At 46.9% G+C, this 18,316-nt stretch carries 13 protein-coding genes; all 13 read right to left on the reverse strand.

Annotation, left to right across the window (positions count from 1 at the left end; all coding sequences use genetic code 11):
• Window positions 1-110: 110 nt before the first annotated feature.
• On the reverse strand, window positions 111-1,361 hold the full coding sequence (locus H6F94_RS20295; protein ID WP_190804080.1) for a peptidoglycan-binding protein: 1,251 nt from the start codon (window positions 1,359-1,361) through the stop codon (window positions 111-113).
• A gap of 153 nt (window positions 1,362-1,514) precedes the next feature.
• Entirely contained in the window at window positions 1,515-1,730 is a 216-nt protein-coding gene (locus H6F94_RS20300; RefSeq protein WP_190804081.1) for a cation transporter, read from the reverse strand.
• A 121-nt stretch (window positions 1,731-1,851) separates the two neighbouring features.
• Window positions 1,852-2,796, reverse strand: coding sequence for an alpha/beta fold hydrolase (locus tag H6F94_RS20305; RefSeq protein WP_190804082.1), 945 nt, complete (start codon window positions 2,794-2,796; stop codon window positions 1,852-1,854).
• A gap of 297 nt (window positions 2,797-3,093) precedes the next feature.
• On the reverse strand, window positions 3,094-4,167 hold the full coding sequence (locus tag H6F94_RS20310; protein WP_190804083.1) for a glycosyltransferase family 4 protein: 1,074 nt from the start codon (window positions 4,165-4,167) through the stop codon (window positions 3,094-3,096).
• Window positions 4,168-4,203: 36 nt separating this feature from the next.
• Window positions 4,204-5,169 (reverse strand): glycosyltransferase family 2 protein, encoded by a 966-nt coding sequence (locus H6F94_RS20315; protein WP_190804084.1) that lies wholly within the window; start codon window positions 5,167-5,169, stop codon window positions 4,204-4,206.
• Complete coding sequence (locus tag H6F94_RS20320; protein WP_190804085.1) at window positions 5,166-7,430, reverse strand: glycosyltransferase; 2,265 nt, start codon at window positions 7,428-7,430, stop codon at window positions 5,166-5,168. Before H6F94_RS20320 ends, H6F94_RS20315 begins: the two co-directional genes overlap by 4 nt.
• A 29-nt stretch (window positions 7,431-7,459) precedes the next feature.
• Window positions 7,460-9,754: a glycosyltransferase gene (locus H6F94_RS20325; protein WP_190804086.1), complete on the reverse strand. Its 2,295-nt coding sequence runs from the start codon at window positions 9,752-9,754 to the stop codon at window positions 7,460-7,462.
• Window positions 9,755-9,812: 58 nt separating this feature from the next.
• On the reverse strand, window positions 9,813-10,760 hold the full coding sequence (locus H6F94_RS20330) for a sulfotransferase family protein (protein ID WP_190804087.1): 948 nt from the start codon (window positions 10,758-10,760) through the stop codon (window positions 9,813-9,815).
• A gap of 84 nt (window positions 10,761-10,844) precedes the next feature.
• Window positions 10,845-12,833, reverse strand: coding sequence for a glycosyltransferase family protein (locus H6F94_RS20335; RefSeq protein WP_190804088.1), 1,989 nt, complete (start codon window positions 12,831-12,833; stop codon window positions 10,845-10,847).
• Between the two features lie 102 nt (window positions 12,834-12,935).
• Window positions 12,936-13,973 carry a class I SAM-dependent methyltransferase gene (locus H6F94_RS20340; protein WP_190804089.1) on the reverse strand — a complete coding sequence of 346 codons (1,038 nt, stop codon included), beginning with the start codon at window positions 13,971-13,973 and terminating at the stop codon, window positions 12,936-12,938.
• A 146-nt stretch (window positions 13,974-14,119) separates the two neighbouring features.
• A complete protein-coding gene (locus H6F94_RS20345) occupies window positions 14,120-15,394 on the reverse strand; it encodes a glycosyltransferase (protein WP_190804090.1) in 1,275 nt (424 codons plus the stop codon).
• A 45-nt stretch (window positions 15,395-15,439) separates the two neighbouring features.
• Entirely contained in the window at window positions 15,440-17,488 is a 2,049-nt protein-coding gene (locus tag H6F94_RS20350; protein WP_190804091.1) for an ArnT family glycosyltransferase, read from the reverse strand.
• Window positions 17,489-17,495: 7 nt separating this feature from the next.
• Window positions 17,496-18,266, reverse strand: a complete 771-nt coding sequence (locus H6F94_RS20355; protein WP_190804092.1) for a glycosyltransferase family 2 protein — start codon at window positions 18,264-18,266, stop codon at window positions 17,496-17,498.
• Window positions 18,267-18,316 lie beyond the last annotated feature (50 nt).

The raw sequence follows: 18,316 nt of genomic DNA on the forward strand, positions 1-18,316 counted from the left end.
ATTAGTATCAGGGTGAACAGTCCCAAAATTACTGTATGCCGTGACATCCTGCAACGAAGGAGCTTGGTGTTTGGGACTTGAAGCCTGACCTCAGGTGAGACCCGTGACCGTCAGACAATCACCGCCTTTGCCCGGTTGTAGTAAGAGACCCGGTCGCTGTAGCCGTTGTAGCCACCATTGATCCGGCGGGTAATCTCTCGGAACTTACCAATATCGGCAAGCGGATTCAGGCCCCGGCTTTTCCAAAAGTAAGCAGCCGAGCGAGCTGAAATCACTGGGTCGAGCAGTTTGAGCGGATTGGCCTCTAGATTCACCCCCAAGGCTCGCCCAACTTCGCGGTAATTGCTCCTACCCGTAATCTGAATGAGGCCCCGGCCCTTGTAGCGACGACCATCGCCGGCGTAGACATTGCCCAAGTCGCGACGACCTTCATAAGCAGCGCCTGAGGCAATCTCTTGCTTATAACGAAAGGCGCCACTCTCATGGGCTAGTTGCGCAATAAAAGCCCGTTGTCGGTTCGGCGTCGTGATGCCAAACTCCTGCATAGCCTGGTTCAGGGGTGACAGATAGGTGTTGATATCTGAGGTCCTGGCGCTCGGCATAATCGCCTTAAGCTGGGCTGCCGAGAGGGGCCGGGATGCAGGCCGATTTCTGACGTTTTGCTCCAGAGCGACCAAGGTGGTTGGTCCAGCCTCGCCCGGACCCGTAAGCCCATAAGCTGCTTTCCAGCGGTTGAGCGCTTGGGTTGTGGTCGGACCGAACTTGCCGTCCTCAGTCAGGCGGGGGGTAGCCGGGGGAACCGCTCGATTGAGCAAGTACTGCAGGCGTTTAACATCATCGCCACTGAGGCCCTGTCTCAAGATGCGAGTGGTCCCGGTGGCAGGCGGTTTATTGCGGACCTGCTGTTCTAGAGCGGCCAAGGTCGTGGGACCTGCCTCGTTAGGGCTAGTTAGTTTGTTGGCCGTCTTCCAGGCGCTGAGGGCTCGGGTGGTGGCAGCGTCAAATTGGCCGCTTTCGGCTAGCTTCGGGTTCGCTGACGGCGTGGCGTTATTCAGCAGATACTGCAAGCGTCTGACATCATCCCCACTCAAGCCCTGCCTGAGAATGCGGGGAATTTGTCGTGCCAGAGTCGCTAGGGTCGTTGGGCCTGCCTCGCCAGGATTACTAATGTTGTTAGCAGTTTTCCAGGCATTGAGCGCTTGGGTCGTAGCGGAGTCAAACTGACCGTTCTGCACGAGTTGGGGGTTGGCGGGCGGCGTAGCGTGGTTGAGCAGGTACTGTAGGCTTCTGACATCATCGCCGCTCAGACCCGGCTTCAGAATCCGGGACCCCAGTGCATTAGTTCCCTGTGCGTTGGTCATCTTTGAGTTATCACGCCTCCCAATAACCAAAAGCCCTTCAGATTACTTGAAGGGCAGTTTGAACAAGTCTAAAGTTGCACCTGCGCTAAAAGCTAGCCAGCAGCTGCAAAGTGGCGAACTTGCTTAGCAGAAGATTGGGCGAGCAGCGTTGCGCTACTCCACCTTGTCAGCAGGATTACCGGTGGCTGTGATTGCTTGGGCAATTGACTCGTCAGAATCTTCGCTCTTTACTTCGACTGTCTTAGATTTGGGGTCAGCAGTCACTTGGGCTTGTGGGTCAGTGGTCTTAACCGTGTCTGCGATGTCTTCTGCGCTTTCAGCCCCATCCATGCTAGGAACATTAAACTTCTTGTTGTCTTTGTCGCTCATAATTATGGAGTTTTAGGATACGTCACTTCTTAATCTGCGCTTGGTTTGGCTTGCTAGCATCCCCAGAACGATAGAACCTGTCTTAGCGCCTGCTTAGCAGGCTCACATTAAGCATGCTGAGTTAAGCATCTAGAGCTAGTAAGAAGCGCCGAATCAGGCCAATCGTAACGGCGGGCAGTTCCAATTGTGGGGTTAAGCCAACGTCCTCAAGCTGCTGAAAAAAACGAACCGCTTGAGGATTCAGGTTAGCGAGACGCCGACCGATTTCTGGCCCTGTAAACTGGGATTTTTGCCCCCAGATAATCGCAGTTGGCACAGTCAATTGCGGCATGTATTGCGCAAGATCGAAACACAAGTCACCGCGCACAAAAGCCAGGGCTGCATACTCGGCATTCGGTTGCTGCGCTGACTGCAAATAAGCTTCTACAATTTCTGGATAAATACGCTCAGGCCGAGCAAATTGGCGTTGTTCTAGAAAGCCCTGGATACCGAAACTAGTGGCAACGCCTGCACTGTAGAGCAGCCGATCTAAAATTGGCGTGCTCACCACTTGGGCGAAGAGGCTGCGCGTATAATTCTCGCCAAAATCAGACAGTCCCGCAGGCGTAGTCAAGATTAAGGATTTGAACAACTCAGGACGCTGAATCGCAGCCCGGATGCTAAACGCAGCCGTCAGCGAAGAGGCAATTACCGGCGTGGGACCCTCGCAAGTTTTCTCCAGGAACTCAATGATCGTATCGGTATAGTCATTGATTTGATAATTGCGGACTGGATGGTCAGACCGTCCCCAGCCGATCAAATCCGGCGCTAAAACCCGGTATTCGGCGGCGAAAGCAGGATAAACCTTGGACCACTCATAAGCCGAAGAACCACCGCCGAAGCCATGCAGAAACACTAAGGTTTGTTGCTTTAGGGTTTGTTGGTCTAGGGTTTGCTGGTCTGGGTTTTGTTGGCCCGAGCCAAGGCTATCAGCCGCAGGCCATAACTCTCCCTCTGCCGTGTAATAAACCATAGAGCCAAGCTTGGTCAGGACCGAACGCTGGCTAAAGCCGGGAGGCTGAAGCATAGAAACCTCTCTTGCAAGACAACCGTCTCAGCGAATGAGTTCAGTTGTAGCATAGCTAAAACGCCATACCAACGTGGCAAAAACACCATAGCAACGCTACAAACGTTACCTATGCTGGGCAAGATCCAACCTGAACTATTATTATGGCCCTGTCCTTGGCAATCCTCCTAGCTTTGGAATTAATACTGCTCTGTAGCGCCGCAATTGCTATTAATTGTTCATTCCCACGCCGTAACTAGATTGAGAAGTCTGCTATGTTTCCTGGTCTGAGACTTAATTTCTCTTGAGAAAAAAACTTTAAAGATATAGCTTAAGCACCTCATTTGTAGCCTGCCCAGTTTTGGCCCAACTAAATTGACTGGCCCTCGCTAAACCCGCCGTGCGCAGGCGTGAGCGCAGGGTAGCATCACTAGCAATCGCTCGCATCGCATCCACGAGCTCAGCCACGTTGTAGGGGTCGATCAACAAGGCCGCATCGCCAGTCACCTCTGGCAACGAGGACAAGTTGGAGGTGATAACCGGGGTGCCACAAGCCATCGCTTCCAGAACGGGTAAACCAAAGCCTTCCCACAGGCTAGGGAACACCAAAGCCAGCGCCTGGTTCAGCAGCTTTGGCAGTTCGTTGGAGGGAACATACTCTAAGAATTTGACTTGGTTAGTCACCCCTAGCTCCTGAATCTGAGCCATGAGTTCGGGGGTATAGCGCCGGTCTAAGGGGCCAGCAATCCAAAGCTCAGTCTCAAACTGTCGCTGAACTGCGGCAAAGGCGCTAACCAACCGACCTAAATTCTTGTAGGTATTGTGGCGACCAATATAAAGAAAATAGTTTTGCTTAGGCAGCTTTAAATCAGTGAAGTGCTGGCTATCATGGGCCAGCAGAATTGGCGTAATTTTTTGGGCAGACACTTGAAAGAAATCGTTTAAGTCTCTAGCAGTTGCCAACGAATTGCAGAGAATGTGCTGAGCTTGCGCTAACAGTTGCGGAACGTAGTAGCGAAAGTAGGCGGTGAGGGGAGAACGCTGGTTAGGAAATCGGATCGGAATTAAGTCGTGGACCGTAACAATATAACGGCAGCCTAAAAAAATAGGGGCTTCAGGAATCGGGGAGAACAGGAGGGGTGACCCCAGGCTTCTATAAATTTTGGGCAACTGCCACTGAGTCCAGGCCAAGCGCAGAAAATGTCCCTTAGCACCCTGCTCAGCAGTCTGATTGGCAGGCACAGAATAACAGTTGTAAGTTGGTAAAGGCTGGGCACTCAGTAGGGTAGGGTTGAGCGGGCGCAGCCAGGGCAGGAGATTAAGCGCGTAGGTCGAGGTGCCTGTCGGTTGGGCTAGCAGAAAGGAAAGGTTGACCAGCAAGGAATCCGTCACTCAATTGAATTTTTATTAAATATCTATCTAAACTTTCTAAACTTTTTCTAGAGCCTTGTGCAGAGCTAGCCCTGCGGCATACCCAACCTGGAAACCTGCCATAGCCTCCCGGAGGTACTGAGTCAAGACGGCATTTGATAGACCGTGGGTGAGCTTGAGTCGCAGAATTCTGAGCAAGCAGCGACGCGTAAGCAGCAAGGTTAAGCGAGACATTAAGAGAGCAGTTGGCAGCTGCTTAGAAGCATGTTTCAAAGCAAAATAGCTCGTATTTTTAGCTAGTTCATACCAGCAGGTTAAATGCTTCTGGTCCTGGCGATTGTGGCTCTTAGCCGGATAATGGTCAACAACAGTATCAACATGGCAGACTTCATAACCAGATTGAATAAGGCGTAGGCAGGCGTCGGTTTCTTCCAAAAAATACTCAAAAAACTCATCAAAGCCGCCAACTTCTAACAGGGCATGCCGTCGATAAGAAGCATTGGCTCCCATCACTCCCTTAAACCAGTAGGGACTGGCCAAATACTGGCTCTGCGTTTGCTGATCTAGGATGGGTCTAGACTCACTCAAGAGGCTGTTAACACCTTGGCAAAACTGCAAGGGGGCTGTTGGCTTCGTCTTGTCTCTAACCGCTCCAGCAACACAGCCACATTGCTTTCCTTCAGCCGTGTAGACCCCAAGATGGGCGCTTAACCAATCGGGTGGCGGCACCACGTCATCATCTAAATAAAGAACGATCTCCTGAGATGCCGCTTTGAGTCCCAGGTTTCTAGCAACGCTAACATTCCTACTGCTAGTAGAAATGATTTTGTCGATGATCGGTTGGAATGCGTCAAGAACGGTTACGGTCGTGTCTTGAGAGGGGCCATGAACAACGATCAATTCTTGGAAAGAAGCACGCCACTTCGAGACGGCTTCTAAAGCGCTACGCAGTGATTCACACCGGTCGACTGTGCAAATGACGACAGAGACAGGGTAAGGCTCTGAAAGTAAATTGCTGTTCACTTCGGCCCGGAGCTAGGCAGCAGCGATTTTGTCAACTTGGCAATCCGATTGAAAATTAGGGATGAGCCTCCGTCCTTGTAAACCCTTTTCAGCTTGTTCACCAATAGGGTTACGATCTCCATGCCCGTCATATCAGTACTGCCATACCCTGAATCCAGAGAGGGATTTTCCCACAACCAGGACGCCCCATTCTGGTTCAAGAGATTGTAAATCTCAGTGGCGTATTTTTCATAGAGCTCAGAATGCAAGGAAGCGATCACATCGTAGAGGTAGAGCAGTTGATCGCGATTGCTATTTCTGAGACGGGAATCTGAGCGAATTCGATAGAAATAGTGGGGTTCAGGAATGATCACGCCTAGCCAGCCCTGCTTCGATAGATTGATCCAGCATTCGTAATCTTCTAGATTCTCTTCGAGCACTGGGTTCATACCACCACAAGCCAGGTAAGCCGCTTTACGAACGACTGTGCACACTCCCAGAGTGTTGTGGCACAGCAAGTAGGGAAATTCGGTATTCCAAGCAACCCAGACCTTCTGAGAATCGCCAAACTCTTTGATCCAAGACGCGACGAAACCAACGTTAGTGTACTGATCCAAAACCTTGGCAGCTTCTAGGTAGAAACTTGCTGAAACCTTGTCATCTGAATCGAGGAAAGCTAGGTACTCACCTCTAGCCAGCTCAGCCATTTGATTGCGGGCAATGGCAACTCCCTGATTCTTACTATGAATAACTCGGAGACCTGGATATTGCTTCTCGACCTCAGCTAAGGTCTGCAAACTACTGGGATCGGTGCTGCCATCGTCTAGAATCAAAACTTCTAGATTGGGATGACTAGAAGCATATACAGCCTCTAAAGTTTCTCTAATATAGTTGCCGTTGTTATAGAAAGGAATGCAAACAGAAACAATTCCTTTTTCTTCGGGCAAAGTCTGAATCTCAGATGGATAAGCAATCTTGCCATGGGGGGGATAATTGACAGAGGGAAACAGAGTTCTCTGGCCGCTCTTTTTAGCCTCAATCATGCGTTGAAAGTGGCTAATACGCTTCTCCAAGACATTTTTATGGCCAGAGATTCGAGCGATTAGAGCTTGGGATTTCTGTCCCAGAGCTAGATTTTCAGCTTCAGATAAGCTCAGAATTTGCTTCAACTGATTGCTGAAATCTCCCTGAAGGTTCCAATCGAAGATAAAGCCTGTTTGCTGCCCCTCCGCTTGGAGCATCTCAACATGGCCCATGCCTGCCGACGCCAGCACAACTTTGCCTAAAAACATCGACTCTAAGCAGGTGTTGGGGAAGTTCTCCCATAGCGAAGGAATGACAACACACCAAGCCTGAGCAATTCGGTCAAAGAGTTTTGGCGATTGGATGGGCGGCGAAAGGACTAATCGGCCTTTGTTAATGTATTGCCTATATTTCTGATTTAAGTACTCTTTGACGTGACATCCCTGTGAGTAATACCAGGTATCGCCACCAATAGCAGTCAGGTTAAAGTCAAGCCCTTCATCCCACAATTGACGACAGGCTTCGACTAGAGGAATAATTCCCTTCCGGACCTCCAAACGGCCATAGTAGACAATATCCTTTGGCGTCGGCCTGGACTTGGGCAGTTCATCGCCTTGTAGTAGATTTCTAGGGGCTGGCAGTGGAATGATCTCAATGTCTAACTGCGGACCTAGCGCATCAGTTGCTTGTTTAGCAATGTAGCGAGTGGGGGCAACCAGACCATCCGCAGCTAGGGTGCAGAATTTCTCCATTCGGCCCACCCAGTAATTTGAGAGCTGATAGCTCGCCATCTTATTGGCTGGATAAAGCATGTATTGAGAACTGTGCAGGGTTAGCACAATTGGAATGCCTGCGAGTTCTGAGCATCCTAACAACTTCCGTTGTAGTAAGAAGTATGCTAACCCGCTATATTCCTCACTCTCAATAACGTCTGGCTTGCCGTGGCTACGAATATATCGAATTACTTCATCAGCCAACTGATAACTCAAAGCCCCCCAGAAGCCCATCACATTGTAGGGAAATGATGAGTGCTTCTCGGAGAGCGGGGGAGCCCCATCTCTGGCTAAGCGATTAATGTCTTTGGTTGCGATCTTAATGAAGCGCAAGTTGCCTTGCTGCTCTACTTCAGCTTTGTGGCTACGAGCAAAAACGGTTACCTCATGCCCTGCCTCTGCAAACATCGAGGCAGTATTTCCGACATAGCTAGCAATACCACCAGCGACAGGTGGGCATTCACTAGCAATCAGAAAGATTTTCATTTACCCGGGCAGTTCCTTGTACTTTTTCGTCAGTCTTCGTCAGCCAGACCTAGTTTACGCTTAAGATCGATCCAAGCCGTGCGAATTTTCCAGAATTTGGAAGATTCCATAGCCAGCTTTCGGTCTTCAACCAGTTTCTTTTCCCATCTCAAATCCGAGAGCTCACGGTAGAGTTCTTGTTCAAGCTGCTGGCGTCGTTGCTCACTCTCGGAACATTCTCGCTCCTTGTTGAGATACTCCAGCCCCAAAGTCAGGATCTCTTCAGCGAAGTGAGGATCAATCGCGGGCTGAGGCTGACTTCTACGTTGCTCTAGGGCCTCAGTAAAGATTGCCTCCATTCGGTCTCGCATGATCTCTAGGGAAAACGCCTGCGCAACTCGTTGGCGAGCGGCTGTACCAATAGCTTTTCGCAGTTCGGGGCTCTGAATCAGCTCTACCAAAACCTCCACATAGCTGTGAGCCTCTTGGGCATCACTACCTCCTTTAGCAATTAGATAACCAGTACCCGGTATGACCAGTTCTCTCTGCCCCCCGACATCAGAAGCAACAACGGGTAGTGACATCGCCATGGCCTCATAGATGGACAGGGAGACTCCCTCATATTCAGAAGGCAGCAGCAGAATGTCCGCCGCTGAGTAAAATCCTTGCATTTGTTCAGGGCTGGCTGGTGGTAAAAGGTGAAAAGTTGATTCTAAACCCAGAGCCTGAATTTGGGTTTGATAGTCAACCATGAAACGCCCTGTTCCTAGAGAAACAAGGACTACCGGCTGAGAACGTTGCACTAATTCTTTGATAATTTCAACCAAGAACAGTGGCCGTTTTTGAGGCTCTATGCGCGCCGGAAACAGTAAGACAATTGCATCCTCTGCAATCTTGAGTGATTGTCTAATTTCACGGCGTTGCTCTGGGTCGAAAGTCCACTGATTGACATCAATGTTCGTGTAGCAAACCTGCGTCTTTTTTTTAGTTTCAGGATTCAGCGTCCAATAGAACTGAGCCAAGTCTTGGGAGGAAACAACTTGAGCATCCAAAAACTGGCTGGATTGGCAGGAAATACGTGGAAAACCACTGCCCCGCCAGCCCATATCCTTGGTGTGAATATAGTCAACAAACGCAACTTGAGGAAACTCTGAGCGGAGCAGAGGCAGAAGGTAATAGGCTGCGTAGGCGTTAGAAATCAATACCAAATCGATGCGACGAGATTCAATTAGATATCGGGTCGCAGCTAGCCAGTATTCATCTGACAGAATATTGGGTAGATGAAAAATATCAGGCGTCAGAGCATAGAAATATCTATACCAGGGATGGTCAGACTTCATCGTTGTAACGATGGTGATGTCATATCCCTGCTCAGATAATAAAGTCAGTAAATCTAAGTTAAATCGATCAGCACCCCCGACTGTTAACCAGGGGAAAAAGCAGAGAAGACGCCGAGATCCAGGGCTGCGAGCAATCTGGTTTTCAATCTTCAGTTCAACTTGTCTCAGACTCCACTCAAAGCAAGGACGCCGTACCAAATACGTCTCTTCTTCCACCAGATTTTGAGCAAACAAAGGCTGGTAGCGTGAACGTACTAGTTCAGCAGTTTGTTTGTCCTCAGGCGTATTTTTTCTCGAAGTTTCTAGAAGACCCGACTGGGTGCGACGATAACAGTCTAAGTATTCTGGGATAGTCCAACCTTTTTGACCGCTGGTAAATGCCCTAAGCCATCGTTCCCAGTCTTCATAGCATCTCAGTTGCTCGTCGTATCCTCCCAACAGTTCAAAGTCCGTTTTTCTGTAGAGCAGCCTCCCTGTAACCCAATTTTGCTCGATAAATCGAATCGGTTTATCAAAGCCAAACTCCCACCAATATTCCTGAGCTTGAAAACCAACCGAATAGGAATTAACCAGAGAAAAATCAGGATGGCTTTCGAGAAAAAGAACACATTTTTCGATGTAGGTCAGGGCAATTAAATCATCCAAATCCATGAAAAAGAGGTGCTTACCGCTGGCCTTAGAAATCGCAGTATTTCTACCAGCTGAAGGCCCTCGGTTACTCTCATGGTGATAGATCTTGATCTTGGCCGAGCGCTCGGGTAAGAGCTTGAGACATTCGATAGACTCTGGATCTGTAGAGCAGTCATCAACAATGATCCATTCAAAATTTTGAAAGGTTTGATTGATGACACACTGATAGGCTTCCTCAAGGTATTGGTGCTGGTTGAAGAACGAGGAGATAATCGAAACGAAGGGATTCTCAGACTCAACGGGATTGTAGAAATTGAGCTGTTTAGTCTGTAGGAGAGAATGGACAAACTCCCCAACGCTGGGATAAGGCTTCATACCAACACTCAAAACACTGACACTCAAAATACTGAGGGCAACTGAGCGAGAAGGTTAGTCAATCTCCCTGAATGCCAACTGCATGTCTCAGTTTAAACCAGGCCGCTCTCAGCTTCCAAAACTTGCTGCTCTCCATCGCCTCAAGCCTGGACTTGGTGGTTGACAAAGACTCTTCTAATCGCTTCATCTGCACCCGCAAGCGGTCACACTGCTGCGCATACTCATCCATGCTGTAAGTCAGCTGAGACGGGGTTGCTCTAGCTGGGGCATCATCAGGAGGTTGATAACCCAGTTCTCGACAGAGTTCAAAGGTCTCTTCCGACAGCTCTGACCAAAACATCGGTGGTCGCCCACTCTTAGCTTTACCGCGCATTGACCGTGAAGCGTTATACTCCCGATTCAGCTCGTCTACAGATAGAGGAATCTCTCTTAGCCCTGTGAACTCTATAAATCTCTGCCAAACTTCAACCGGATTATTCTGAATTTCTTCTTGATGAATCGCAAGGTAAGGCGCGCCAGTATCCCGCATAGCTAAGGCATCGCGATGTGCATCAATATAGTGACGCTCCGACGATTCTATGGTGCTAAACATTGGTACAGTACCCAGGTACTCCACAATTGATGGCAGTGCCGTGAGCGGGCTTCTAATTAAATGAATATAGCGGGCATCTGGAAAAACTTTGCGCATAAAATCCACTGGCAAATAACCAATGGCTTTCGCAAACCAGCGGGGTTGGTCAGATGGAAAAAGTTCATAGAGAAATGCTCTGACAGCAGCAGCAGCTTTACGATCATGCTCCTGGCTCTGCTCGTTACAATCTCTGATGATATGGCTTTCAACCCACCAACTCTCGTACAGTTCCCGTTGTAGGGTCGATAGGATACTGGTTTCAATGACACACTGAACATCAGGATGCTTGGCCAGGGTTTCGAGCATCCAGGAAGAACCTGAACGCCCAGGTCCAATCAAGAGAATAGGCGCTGTTACATTGTTGGGATTAGGCATCGGCGAGCTTCGACTTGGACTAGAGCAACGTCAGTAAAACCTTAGCAAAAAATGTGCAGCGCCCAACTTGAGCTGCCTAGGTTGCTAGCTCCTAACTCGCTTGAGGCGAAGCCAGGTTTCCCGCAGCTTCCAAAACTTACTGCTTTGCAGCTCAGCAACAGTCGCCTGAGAATTCTGCAATTCTTCCTGGCAACGCTGTAACTCCTGTTGCGAGGATCGAAATTTCTGCCAAAAGCGCTTTGCTTCTTCCTTTTGTTTCTGCAATTCCTGCTCGCGCTCCAAAAGCTCAGCTTCAGCTTTTAGAAGTGAGTGCCAGCGGGCAAAGCTAATCCTAAAGGGAAAGCCCTGAGAACTCATGATCTTCTCAATTCTACGGATGGCTTTTTGCCAAATTTGGCCTTCAGGGGTTGAATCTTCGCTGACAGGTTGGTCATGAGATTGGGTGACATCATAACTGAAGACGAGACGAGTCTTTGTAGTCAAATACAACAAGAGGAAGAACTCTTCAGCAACCTCAAGTTTGGGATCAATAGCAATGTCACTGTCTTGAAGCAGCGAAGATTTAGCAATAAAGCTACCTAAACCTAAAAGCTTGTCTGATTCTATTGCATCTACCAAATCAGCCTGCTCAAAGAATCGAAGTGAAGTGACATCCGCGCCATTCTGTTCATCAAAATCCTTTTGAGAGCTATTACAGTCATCAGTATTTACCTCCTGAGCCAGAACAGAACCAGAGTAGGCTAGGCCAAAGTTCTCATAGCGCTCTAGAAGCTTGACTAAAGTATGAATATGGTTTCTATGCAGCAGGCTGCTACTTAGAACACCAAAGTATTCTGAGGTAACTGCGCTCAATCCTGCCCACAAGGTACTACTACCGTATCGGCACTGCACGCTATCCAAAGCAATGATTTTTATCTCGAATCTGGTTTTATACAGCTCTAGTAAAGCATCAAGCTCTGAATCTGCATCTGATTTCACTAAAACCAGTGAAAAATCTTGATAACTTTGATTTGCCAAACTGTCGAGGTGTTGTTTAAATTCTGAAGCCGAGTGGCTATTGGCTCTGAGAATAAGCTGGACATGCTTGGGCTGTTTAGTTACAGCAGCTTGGACACCCAGAGATGGTGCGAAACCCTTTTCAAGCACTATTTCTTGGTGATAATCTTTGAAAGATCGAAGTAGATTCTCTAGGGAAAAACGCTCAACAAAAATGCGATGTGCTTCCCTAGACATCTCTAGAGCTGTTTCGGGATTGTTCTTAATCCAGGCAATGTGACTAGAGATCTCTTCTACTTGCTCAGATAGGCTGAGATTTTGCGACAGATATAGAACACAATCACCAAAATTCTCTCGAATAAAGGCGTGTTCTCCGCAGATCGCTAGAGCACCAGACGCAGCAATTTCAAAGATACGCATCGTTGGCGCTTCAGACTCAGTATGCACCTCAGTGTGCAAGCATAAAGCCACTCCAGCCCGGTTTAACTTGTCTAGCAGGCTAACCCCATCGAAGGGAATCGAGCCTCGATAGGAGGATTCTAGATACTGCCAGCCTTCTTGCCTGCCATAAAAATCTACATAGTCTTTTTTATCCAGCTCTAAGAACAAGTCTTTAAATCTCACCGTGTCCCAATTGGAACCGATATAAACTAGCCTGGGCTCCGCGAGTTCAGGTTCTCGATATTGAGTTTCATTACTGCTAGGGTAAAAGGGAAGAGTACCAACTTTGTTGGGTAAGAAATACAAAGTATCTTGCACCCAGGTTTTGACCACACTTGAACCGCAAAGATAGCCGTCGTAACTTAGGATATTTTTGATCAGTTCGTTAGACTTGTTTGACCTCTCAAAATGAGCAATCGGATTCCACATGCAGCCATAAGTTGGGTAACCAGTAACTTTTGGCACATAGTGGTGAAGCACAAGAACAGCATCCGGCTGAAGCTCATTGATCTCGCTTCTCCCTGCAACCTCAACTGCCTTCCAACCCAGACTTTTAGCCGCTAAGCCCAAGCGACGACACAGCTCTTTTTCAGCAAAAAGGCCCCCGTAGAACGGATTATGAATTGCAATTCGCATTGATGCCTTCTAGGTAATGCACCACTAAGAGCTGATCGGGATCTTGAAATTCAGTGGCTCAAAGGTTGTCGGAATTAGGCCTCTAGTTAGAACTCTGCTACGCTAGTCATCAATTTTCAGGCCCAAAGACTTTTTCACTTTAAACCACTGGGTGCGCAACTTCCAGAACTTGCTCGTCTTCATTGCGGCCACTTCTGCTTGGGTTTGGTGAACTGCGGCCTGTGAGCGGTCTAGTTCTCTCTGAGTTTGCTTAAGCTGATTTTGCAGTTGTTCAAAACCACTGAATTCTAGTTCCAGGGAGCGCTTCAGGTATTCCGGATAGATAGTCCTCGCTCCTTCTGTATTCAAATCTCTAACGTCAATTTTATAGAGAATGTGATCGCCGCTAATGCCCTTATAACGAGTGATTTTAGAGGAATCGACGCCAATCAAGCCAAGGAAATCTGTAATTAGACCATCACTAATCTGGAAGCTATGGTAGATAAATCTATTCTCCTCTTTACTCCAACCTGTGTGCAAGTTCATAGTGTGACTAGCTGTATCAATCACACCCGTGTCAAATATGACCATCTCCTTGGCCAAGCTTATAATTCGAAGCAGCCCATAGAAGGGAAACAACAGGTGGTTATGAACTTCTGAGAGGAAAACAATGTCGTGTTTTGGGATACTGAGATCAAACAGAATGTCTGAATTTACAAAAGTAACATTCTGATGGCCAAGCACTTCTTTCGACCAGACTGAGCTTTCGTGCTGACGTTTAAGCACTTCTACCCCAGTCACCTGTTTTGCACCTAATTCAGCGAAGCGAAAGCTAAAGAAACCATTGGAACTGCCAATCTCTAGTACCGACTTACCCTGCACTTCTGGAAAAGTCGGCTTAATGTATAACCACTTAGGCCACGGACGAAGAATAGATGCTTCGCGGCTAGTTAACCTTTTACCTAAAGTATTTAACCCACCTTCATCAATATAAGCCCAATCGTGATTAGAGGTTGAAGTGATGTTGTGCGCAGGATAATCAATCCGCTGAAACCAATTGCCCCCAAAGTCTTGTATCCCTTTCGCTACATTACCCTTGAGTGCTGATTGCACCTCTGGAGAGCCATCATTCTGGAGCATCTTACGTAGCTCAGCAACCATATTCTCAAGCTGTTGCTCTGAGCAAAGTGGAAAGCTGTTAGCCCCAAGGTTCTGTTGCCCTGCCCCGTGACGAACTGTGTAGTTACCAAAATCAATTGTACTCTCCATATCTAGCTTCCCTTATCTTCCAAGAATTGAATTCTGTTCTAAACAAGCTGTCCACTTGTGGCCAATACCGAGTTCTCTATGTAGTTCATCCAATTCTCGCCTTGACGTTTAAGCGTGAATTCTGCTTCTACAATCGTTCTGCCTGCTTCTCCAAAATCATGGCATTTAGTTGGATTAGCCATTAAGAATTTGATTTCTCTCAATAAACCTTTTGTGTTTGTCTCATTAGACAGGCGAGCATTGACATTGTGTCTTGCAATCTCTGATACACCTCCAACATTAAAGGCCGCAATAGGTAGTGAACAGGCAGCCGCTTCACAAAAAGTTTGGCCGAAGGCTTCTTCTAGGGAAGTTCCAACGAAGATATCAGCAGCACTAAAAACCAGAGGCATCTTCCGATAATCTCTTAAAAAGCCGGTTCCATGCACCTCTTTGAGCTGTTGAGATTCAGAACCAAACACCAAAAAGTAAGCCTCCTTACCCAACTCCGCGACAACTTCCTTGAACATATGTCCCCCTTTGCGATAGTCCTCCATATTGACTGCCCCACCAAGAATGACAAAGCTATCTTGGGGGATGCCTAGAAGGCGACGAGCTAGGGCTTTGTCAACTTTCTTAAAAAGTTGCTCGTCTACTCCACAATAGATATGGTCAACATTGCAAAGCCCTTTCAGAGCTTTTTGAGCCATGCTTTGAGTCCAGCAGCTATTGGCGACTAGCGGAATGCCTTCAGAACCACAGAAAATTTCTCGGCGTAAAGCCCATTCGTCAAATATTTCGTTTGGAGGTAGAGTTGGATACTGATCCCAGGTTGGACAACTAGAGTTACAACCCTTCTCATAGAGAGAGCAATTACCAGTATAGGCACAACGTCCCGTAAACAAGTAACAGTCATGCATGAAGGCAATGACCATTATGTCTAATTTCTTAAGAGCAGGTAGTAACTTAAGCGACCATTTAGACCCGTGAAGATTACCTACGATGATGATATCCGGAGATTTACGTTTCACCTCCAAAACAATGTTATCTATGATTCTGGATTGGCTTAGGTTTTGCCTGGCATCTAAATACGACAGTTGAGTCAGACCTAACCAATGACCTGTCGCATCATCTGGAACAAAAGGGATATCCCCTTCAATGGGTCCCTGACACCAACAAAGGGCTTCCACTTCCTGCCCCATCAACAGAAAAGACTGAATTTGACGTAAAAAGGCAATTCCAGCCCCATATTGAAATCCTAGATCGTTAAGAAAAAGAACGCGCAATCTTTCTCTTTTTACCAGTTTATTTCTAAGTCTACGATAATTAACCATCTTGAGTCTTCAAATACTATAAATCCCTGAGGAGTCCAATTATCGTCACTTACTCTCTTTTCTCATATAAACCGCAATGGCAGGGGAAGAGGAAACTACTGTATTTGTCCAATTCCCTGTAATCTGTAGTAGTTTATTCACATCTTCAGAGTTTGTGACTGCTATAACACCACACATCTCTGTGTCTGAAAACTCTGGTTCAGCTCTCTCCGATTCATTTCGAACTTCTACGTGTTTGAACTTGAATGAGTCGATTTTCTGCTTTAGAAGAACCCAAAGAGGATATTCCCAGATCGCAGAGCCACGAACGAGGAAACCCCAGGATTTACATCGAGTTCTAGTAGTAATAAGATTAACAACTTCGTGGTAAGGCACCTTTAGTTCCTTGCGAGAACCGCTAAAGTAGATGTCTTGCCGTGCCAAAGACAAAATGGACTGAGATTGTTCAAAACTAATCCGCCCAGTGAAACTGGCAGGCAGAGTAAGTATAGGATGTCTCATGGGAGTTAGGGCATAGAAAATCGCGACCCCAGCTATCAAAATAGCTAAACCCTCCCAAACTTTGTTCTGTATGTAGGTACTAATATGGTGAGCGATTAATGGTGAGAATAGGATAAATTCTGGAAGCAGCAAACGATTCCCCCATATCTGCCACTTTAGCAAGAAGCAAAATAAGGCGATCCCTAAAAAGTTCACAACCGAGAGTTGAAATAGAGCCATATCTCCTCGTCGGGATCCCTTTGATGCTTTGCTACTGAGTCTAAACAGCAAAGCTATTACGGATAGCATAATTAAAATAGAATGAATAGGATTAGCAACGGTGTCTTCATGAGGAACGAGCAGAGTAAGTGGAGTTCCTGCTGGTCCTTGAAAGAACTCAGTTGCGAAAGAAAGGCTTAAATCGGAATCCGACAGGGACACTCCTAACAGATTCTTGTGAATGTTAACCACCCACTCCCTAAAGCCAGGGACCGTTAAGTTTAAAGCCGTATTTTTTAAAACATTAGAAATAAATTGTGGCAACCCAAACTCTGTACTCCTCGTGCCTGTATCTGTGCCAAGGAAAGAACCAAGAATTTGATAATTTCGCCAGTAGCTTGGGATAGAGAGGCTAATCCCCCCCACTAAAACAACAAGAAGCGTTACAGCACGTGTGCGTAAAAACTCAAACAGATAACGGTTTCTCAAACCGAGAGCATCATTTAATATTCGGAACGCAAGAAGTAAAAACAGCGGTGCCCCAAAAATAATTGCTGTAGGTTTAGTGACTAAGCTTAGACCAAGTGAAGATGCCAGCCAGAATACATCTGACCCTGAGAAATTATTAGTAGAAAAGATAAAATAGGTAAAACAGGCTAGCCAGAAGGATACAACTAAATCTGTCTGCGTAGTAGTGGACTGCATGATTCCCATGGGGATTGTAGCACAAACCAGCATGCTAATGAGAGATGCTCGTTTGCCAGCAATAATATCAGTGATCAGAGAAACAGCTATAATACTGCCTAAGAAAGCAAACCACTGCACACAATTAGCGAAACGATCACTACCTGAGAGTATTTGAAACTGGGCAACAATATAGCTAGCCCCTGGAGGAAATGAAATTTGGCGTAAATCGTAGGTCGGGTAGTGAGCAAGGCTACGATTTTGGATCCAGTGCATCACTCTGGGCATGTGGTAATCCATTGAGTCCCAGTTATTTGGTGGTGCAACTAGAGCTATAAGCAAACTAACACTTAAAATTAAAACAATTGGAGCAATGACAATAAGATCAGAAAGTCTCGGGAGTCTTTCTAGGTAAAAACCAGCCCAAGGCCAAAAGAAGTTAGCGCTTCTATACGGCTGAAAACCAACATGGTTCAGGCGGAGCAGAACAACAAAGCTTATGATTGAGATAATTGCCCAGAATAGAGTGACATGAACATAATCCAGTGATCTTCCTAAGCTTAAGCTTTCAGTTGAGATGGAAATCAGTAAACCCAAAAAAACAGAAGCTTTTACAAAGGCAAGTCTAAACAACTTTTGCTCGGGTTGCGCTTGCCAGTAAAATATTGCGAGGATTAATAGAAATGAAGCAAAGAGTAAAAGGATTGCCATAAAGCAGCTATTCTGTCCGGCCGCGTACTAACACACCCTCACTACCTAGCTCATCGCTTCTGAGCTCTTGCTTCTCAAACGGCCTCACCGTAGAAAATAGATTATATTTGACGATGCAAATAATAGCCCAAATGCCATCACGCCAACCTATCTTCTTGCCTTCCTTGTAAGTCCGACCATAGTAAGATATGCCAACCTCATAAATCCGGCATCCTGCTTTCGCGACCTTGGCAGTAATTTCAGGTTCGAATCCAAAACGATTCTCCTGTATCTCTATGCTCTGAATTACCTCACGTCGGAATGCCTTATAGCAGGTTTCCATATCTGTGAGGTTGATATTGGTAAACATGTTAGAGAGCATCGTCAGAAATCGATTTCCTACCATATGCCAATAGTAGACAACTCTATGAGGATGACTCCCTACAAAACGTGAACCAAAAACCACATCAGCTTTGTCGTCCAGAATTGGTTTGATTATTTCTGGGTACTCTTGTGGGTCATACTCCAAGTCAGCATCTTGAACAATTACAACATCACCTGTGGCTGCCCCAAAGCCGCTGCGCAGAGCCGCCCCTTTGCCACAATTCTTGCGATGGTAGATTATTTGATCAACTTGGGCTTCTAGCTTTGACTTTAATATCTCTCGTGTGCCGTCAGTTGAGCAATCATCAACGATGATGATTTCTAAATTCTTAACAGGAGAGGCCTTCACTGCTTCAACAACTCGAAAAATTGTCCCAAGCTCGTTGAAACAAGGAATAACAACAGAAAGTTTCATTAGAATTTTACCTATTTTGTGAGGAGTGTTGACCGGTTCAAAAGACCATT

This window comes from Leptolyngbya sp. FACHB-261 (assembly GCF_014696065.1).
Lineage (GTDB): Bacteria > Cyanobacteriota > Cyanobacteriia > FACHB-261 > FACHB-261 > FACHB-261.

What these genes read in the sequence shown, in the direction of transcription:
- H6F94_RS20295 (WP_190804080.1), bottom strand. Translation starts at nt 1,361, where the DNA reads ATGACCAACGCACAGGGAACTAATGCACTGGGGTCCCGGATTCTGAAG.
- H6F94_RS20335 (WP_190804088.1), bottom strand. Translation starts at nt 12,833, where the DNA reads ATGCGAATTGCAATTCATAATCCGTTCTACGGGGGCCTTTTTGCTGAA.
- H6F94_RS20350 (WP_190804091.1), bottom strand. Translation starts at nt 17,488, where the DNA reads ATGGCAATCCTTTTACTCTTTGCTTCATTTCTATTAATCCTCGCAATA.
- H6F94_RS20305 (WP_190804082.1), bottom strand. Translation starts at nt 2,796, where the DNA reads ATGCTTCAGCCTCCCGGCTTTAGCCAGCGTTCGGTCCTGACCAAGCTT.
- H6F94_RS20355 (WP_190804092.1), bottom strand. Translation starts at nt 18,266, where the DNA reads ATGAAACTTTCTGTTGTTATTCCTTGTTTCAACGAGCTTGGGACAATT.
- H6F94_RS20320 (WP_190804085.1), bottom strand. Translation starts at nt 7,430, where the DNA reads ATGAAAATCTTTCTGATTGCTAGTGAATGCCCACCTGTCGCTGGTGGT.
- H6F94_RS20330 (WP_190804087.1), bottom strand. Translation starts at nt 10,760, where the DNA reads ATGCCTAATCCCAACAATGTAACAGCGCCTATTCTCTTGATTGGACCT.
- H6F94_RS20300 (WP_190804081.1), bottom strand. Translation starts at nt 1,730, where the DNA reads ATGAGCGACAAAGACAACAAGAAGTTTAATGTTCCTAGCATGGATGGG.
- H6F94_RS20345 (WP_190804090.1), bottom strand. Translation starts at nt 15,394, where the DNA reads ATGGTTAATTATCGTAGACTTAGAAATAAACTGGTAAAAAGAGAAAGA.
- H6F94_RS20340 (WP_190804089.1), bottom strand. Translation starts at nt 13,973, where the DNA reads ATGGTTGCTGAGCTACGTAAGATGCTCCAGAATGATGGCTCTCCAGAG.
- H6F94_RS20325 (WP_190804086.1), bottom strand. Translation starts at nt 9,754, where the DNA reads ATGAAGCCTTATCCCAGCGTTGGGGAGTTTGTCCATTCTCTCCTACAG.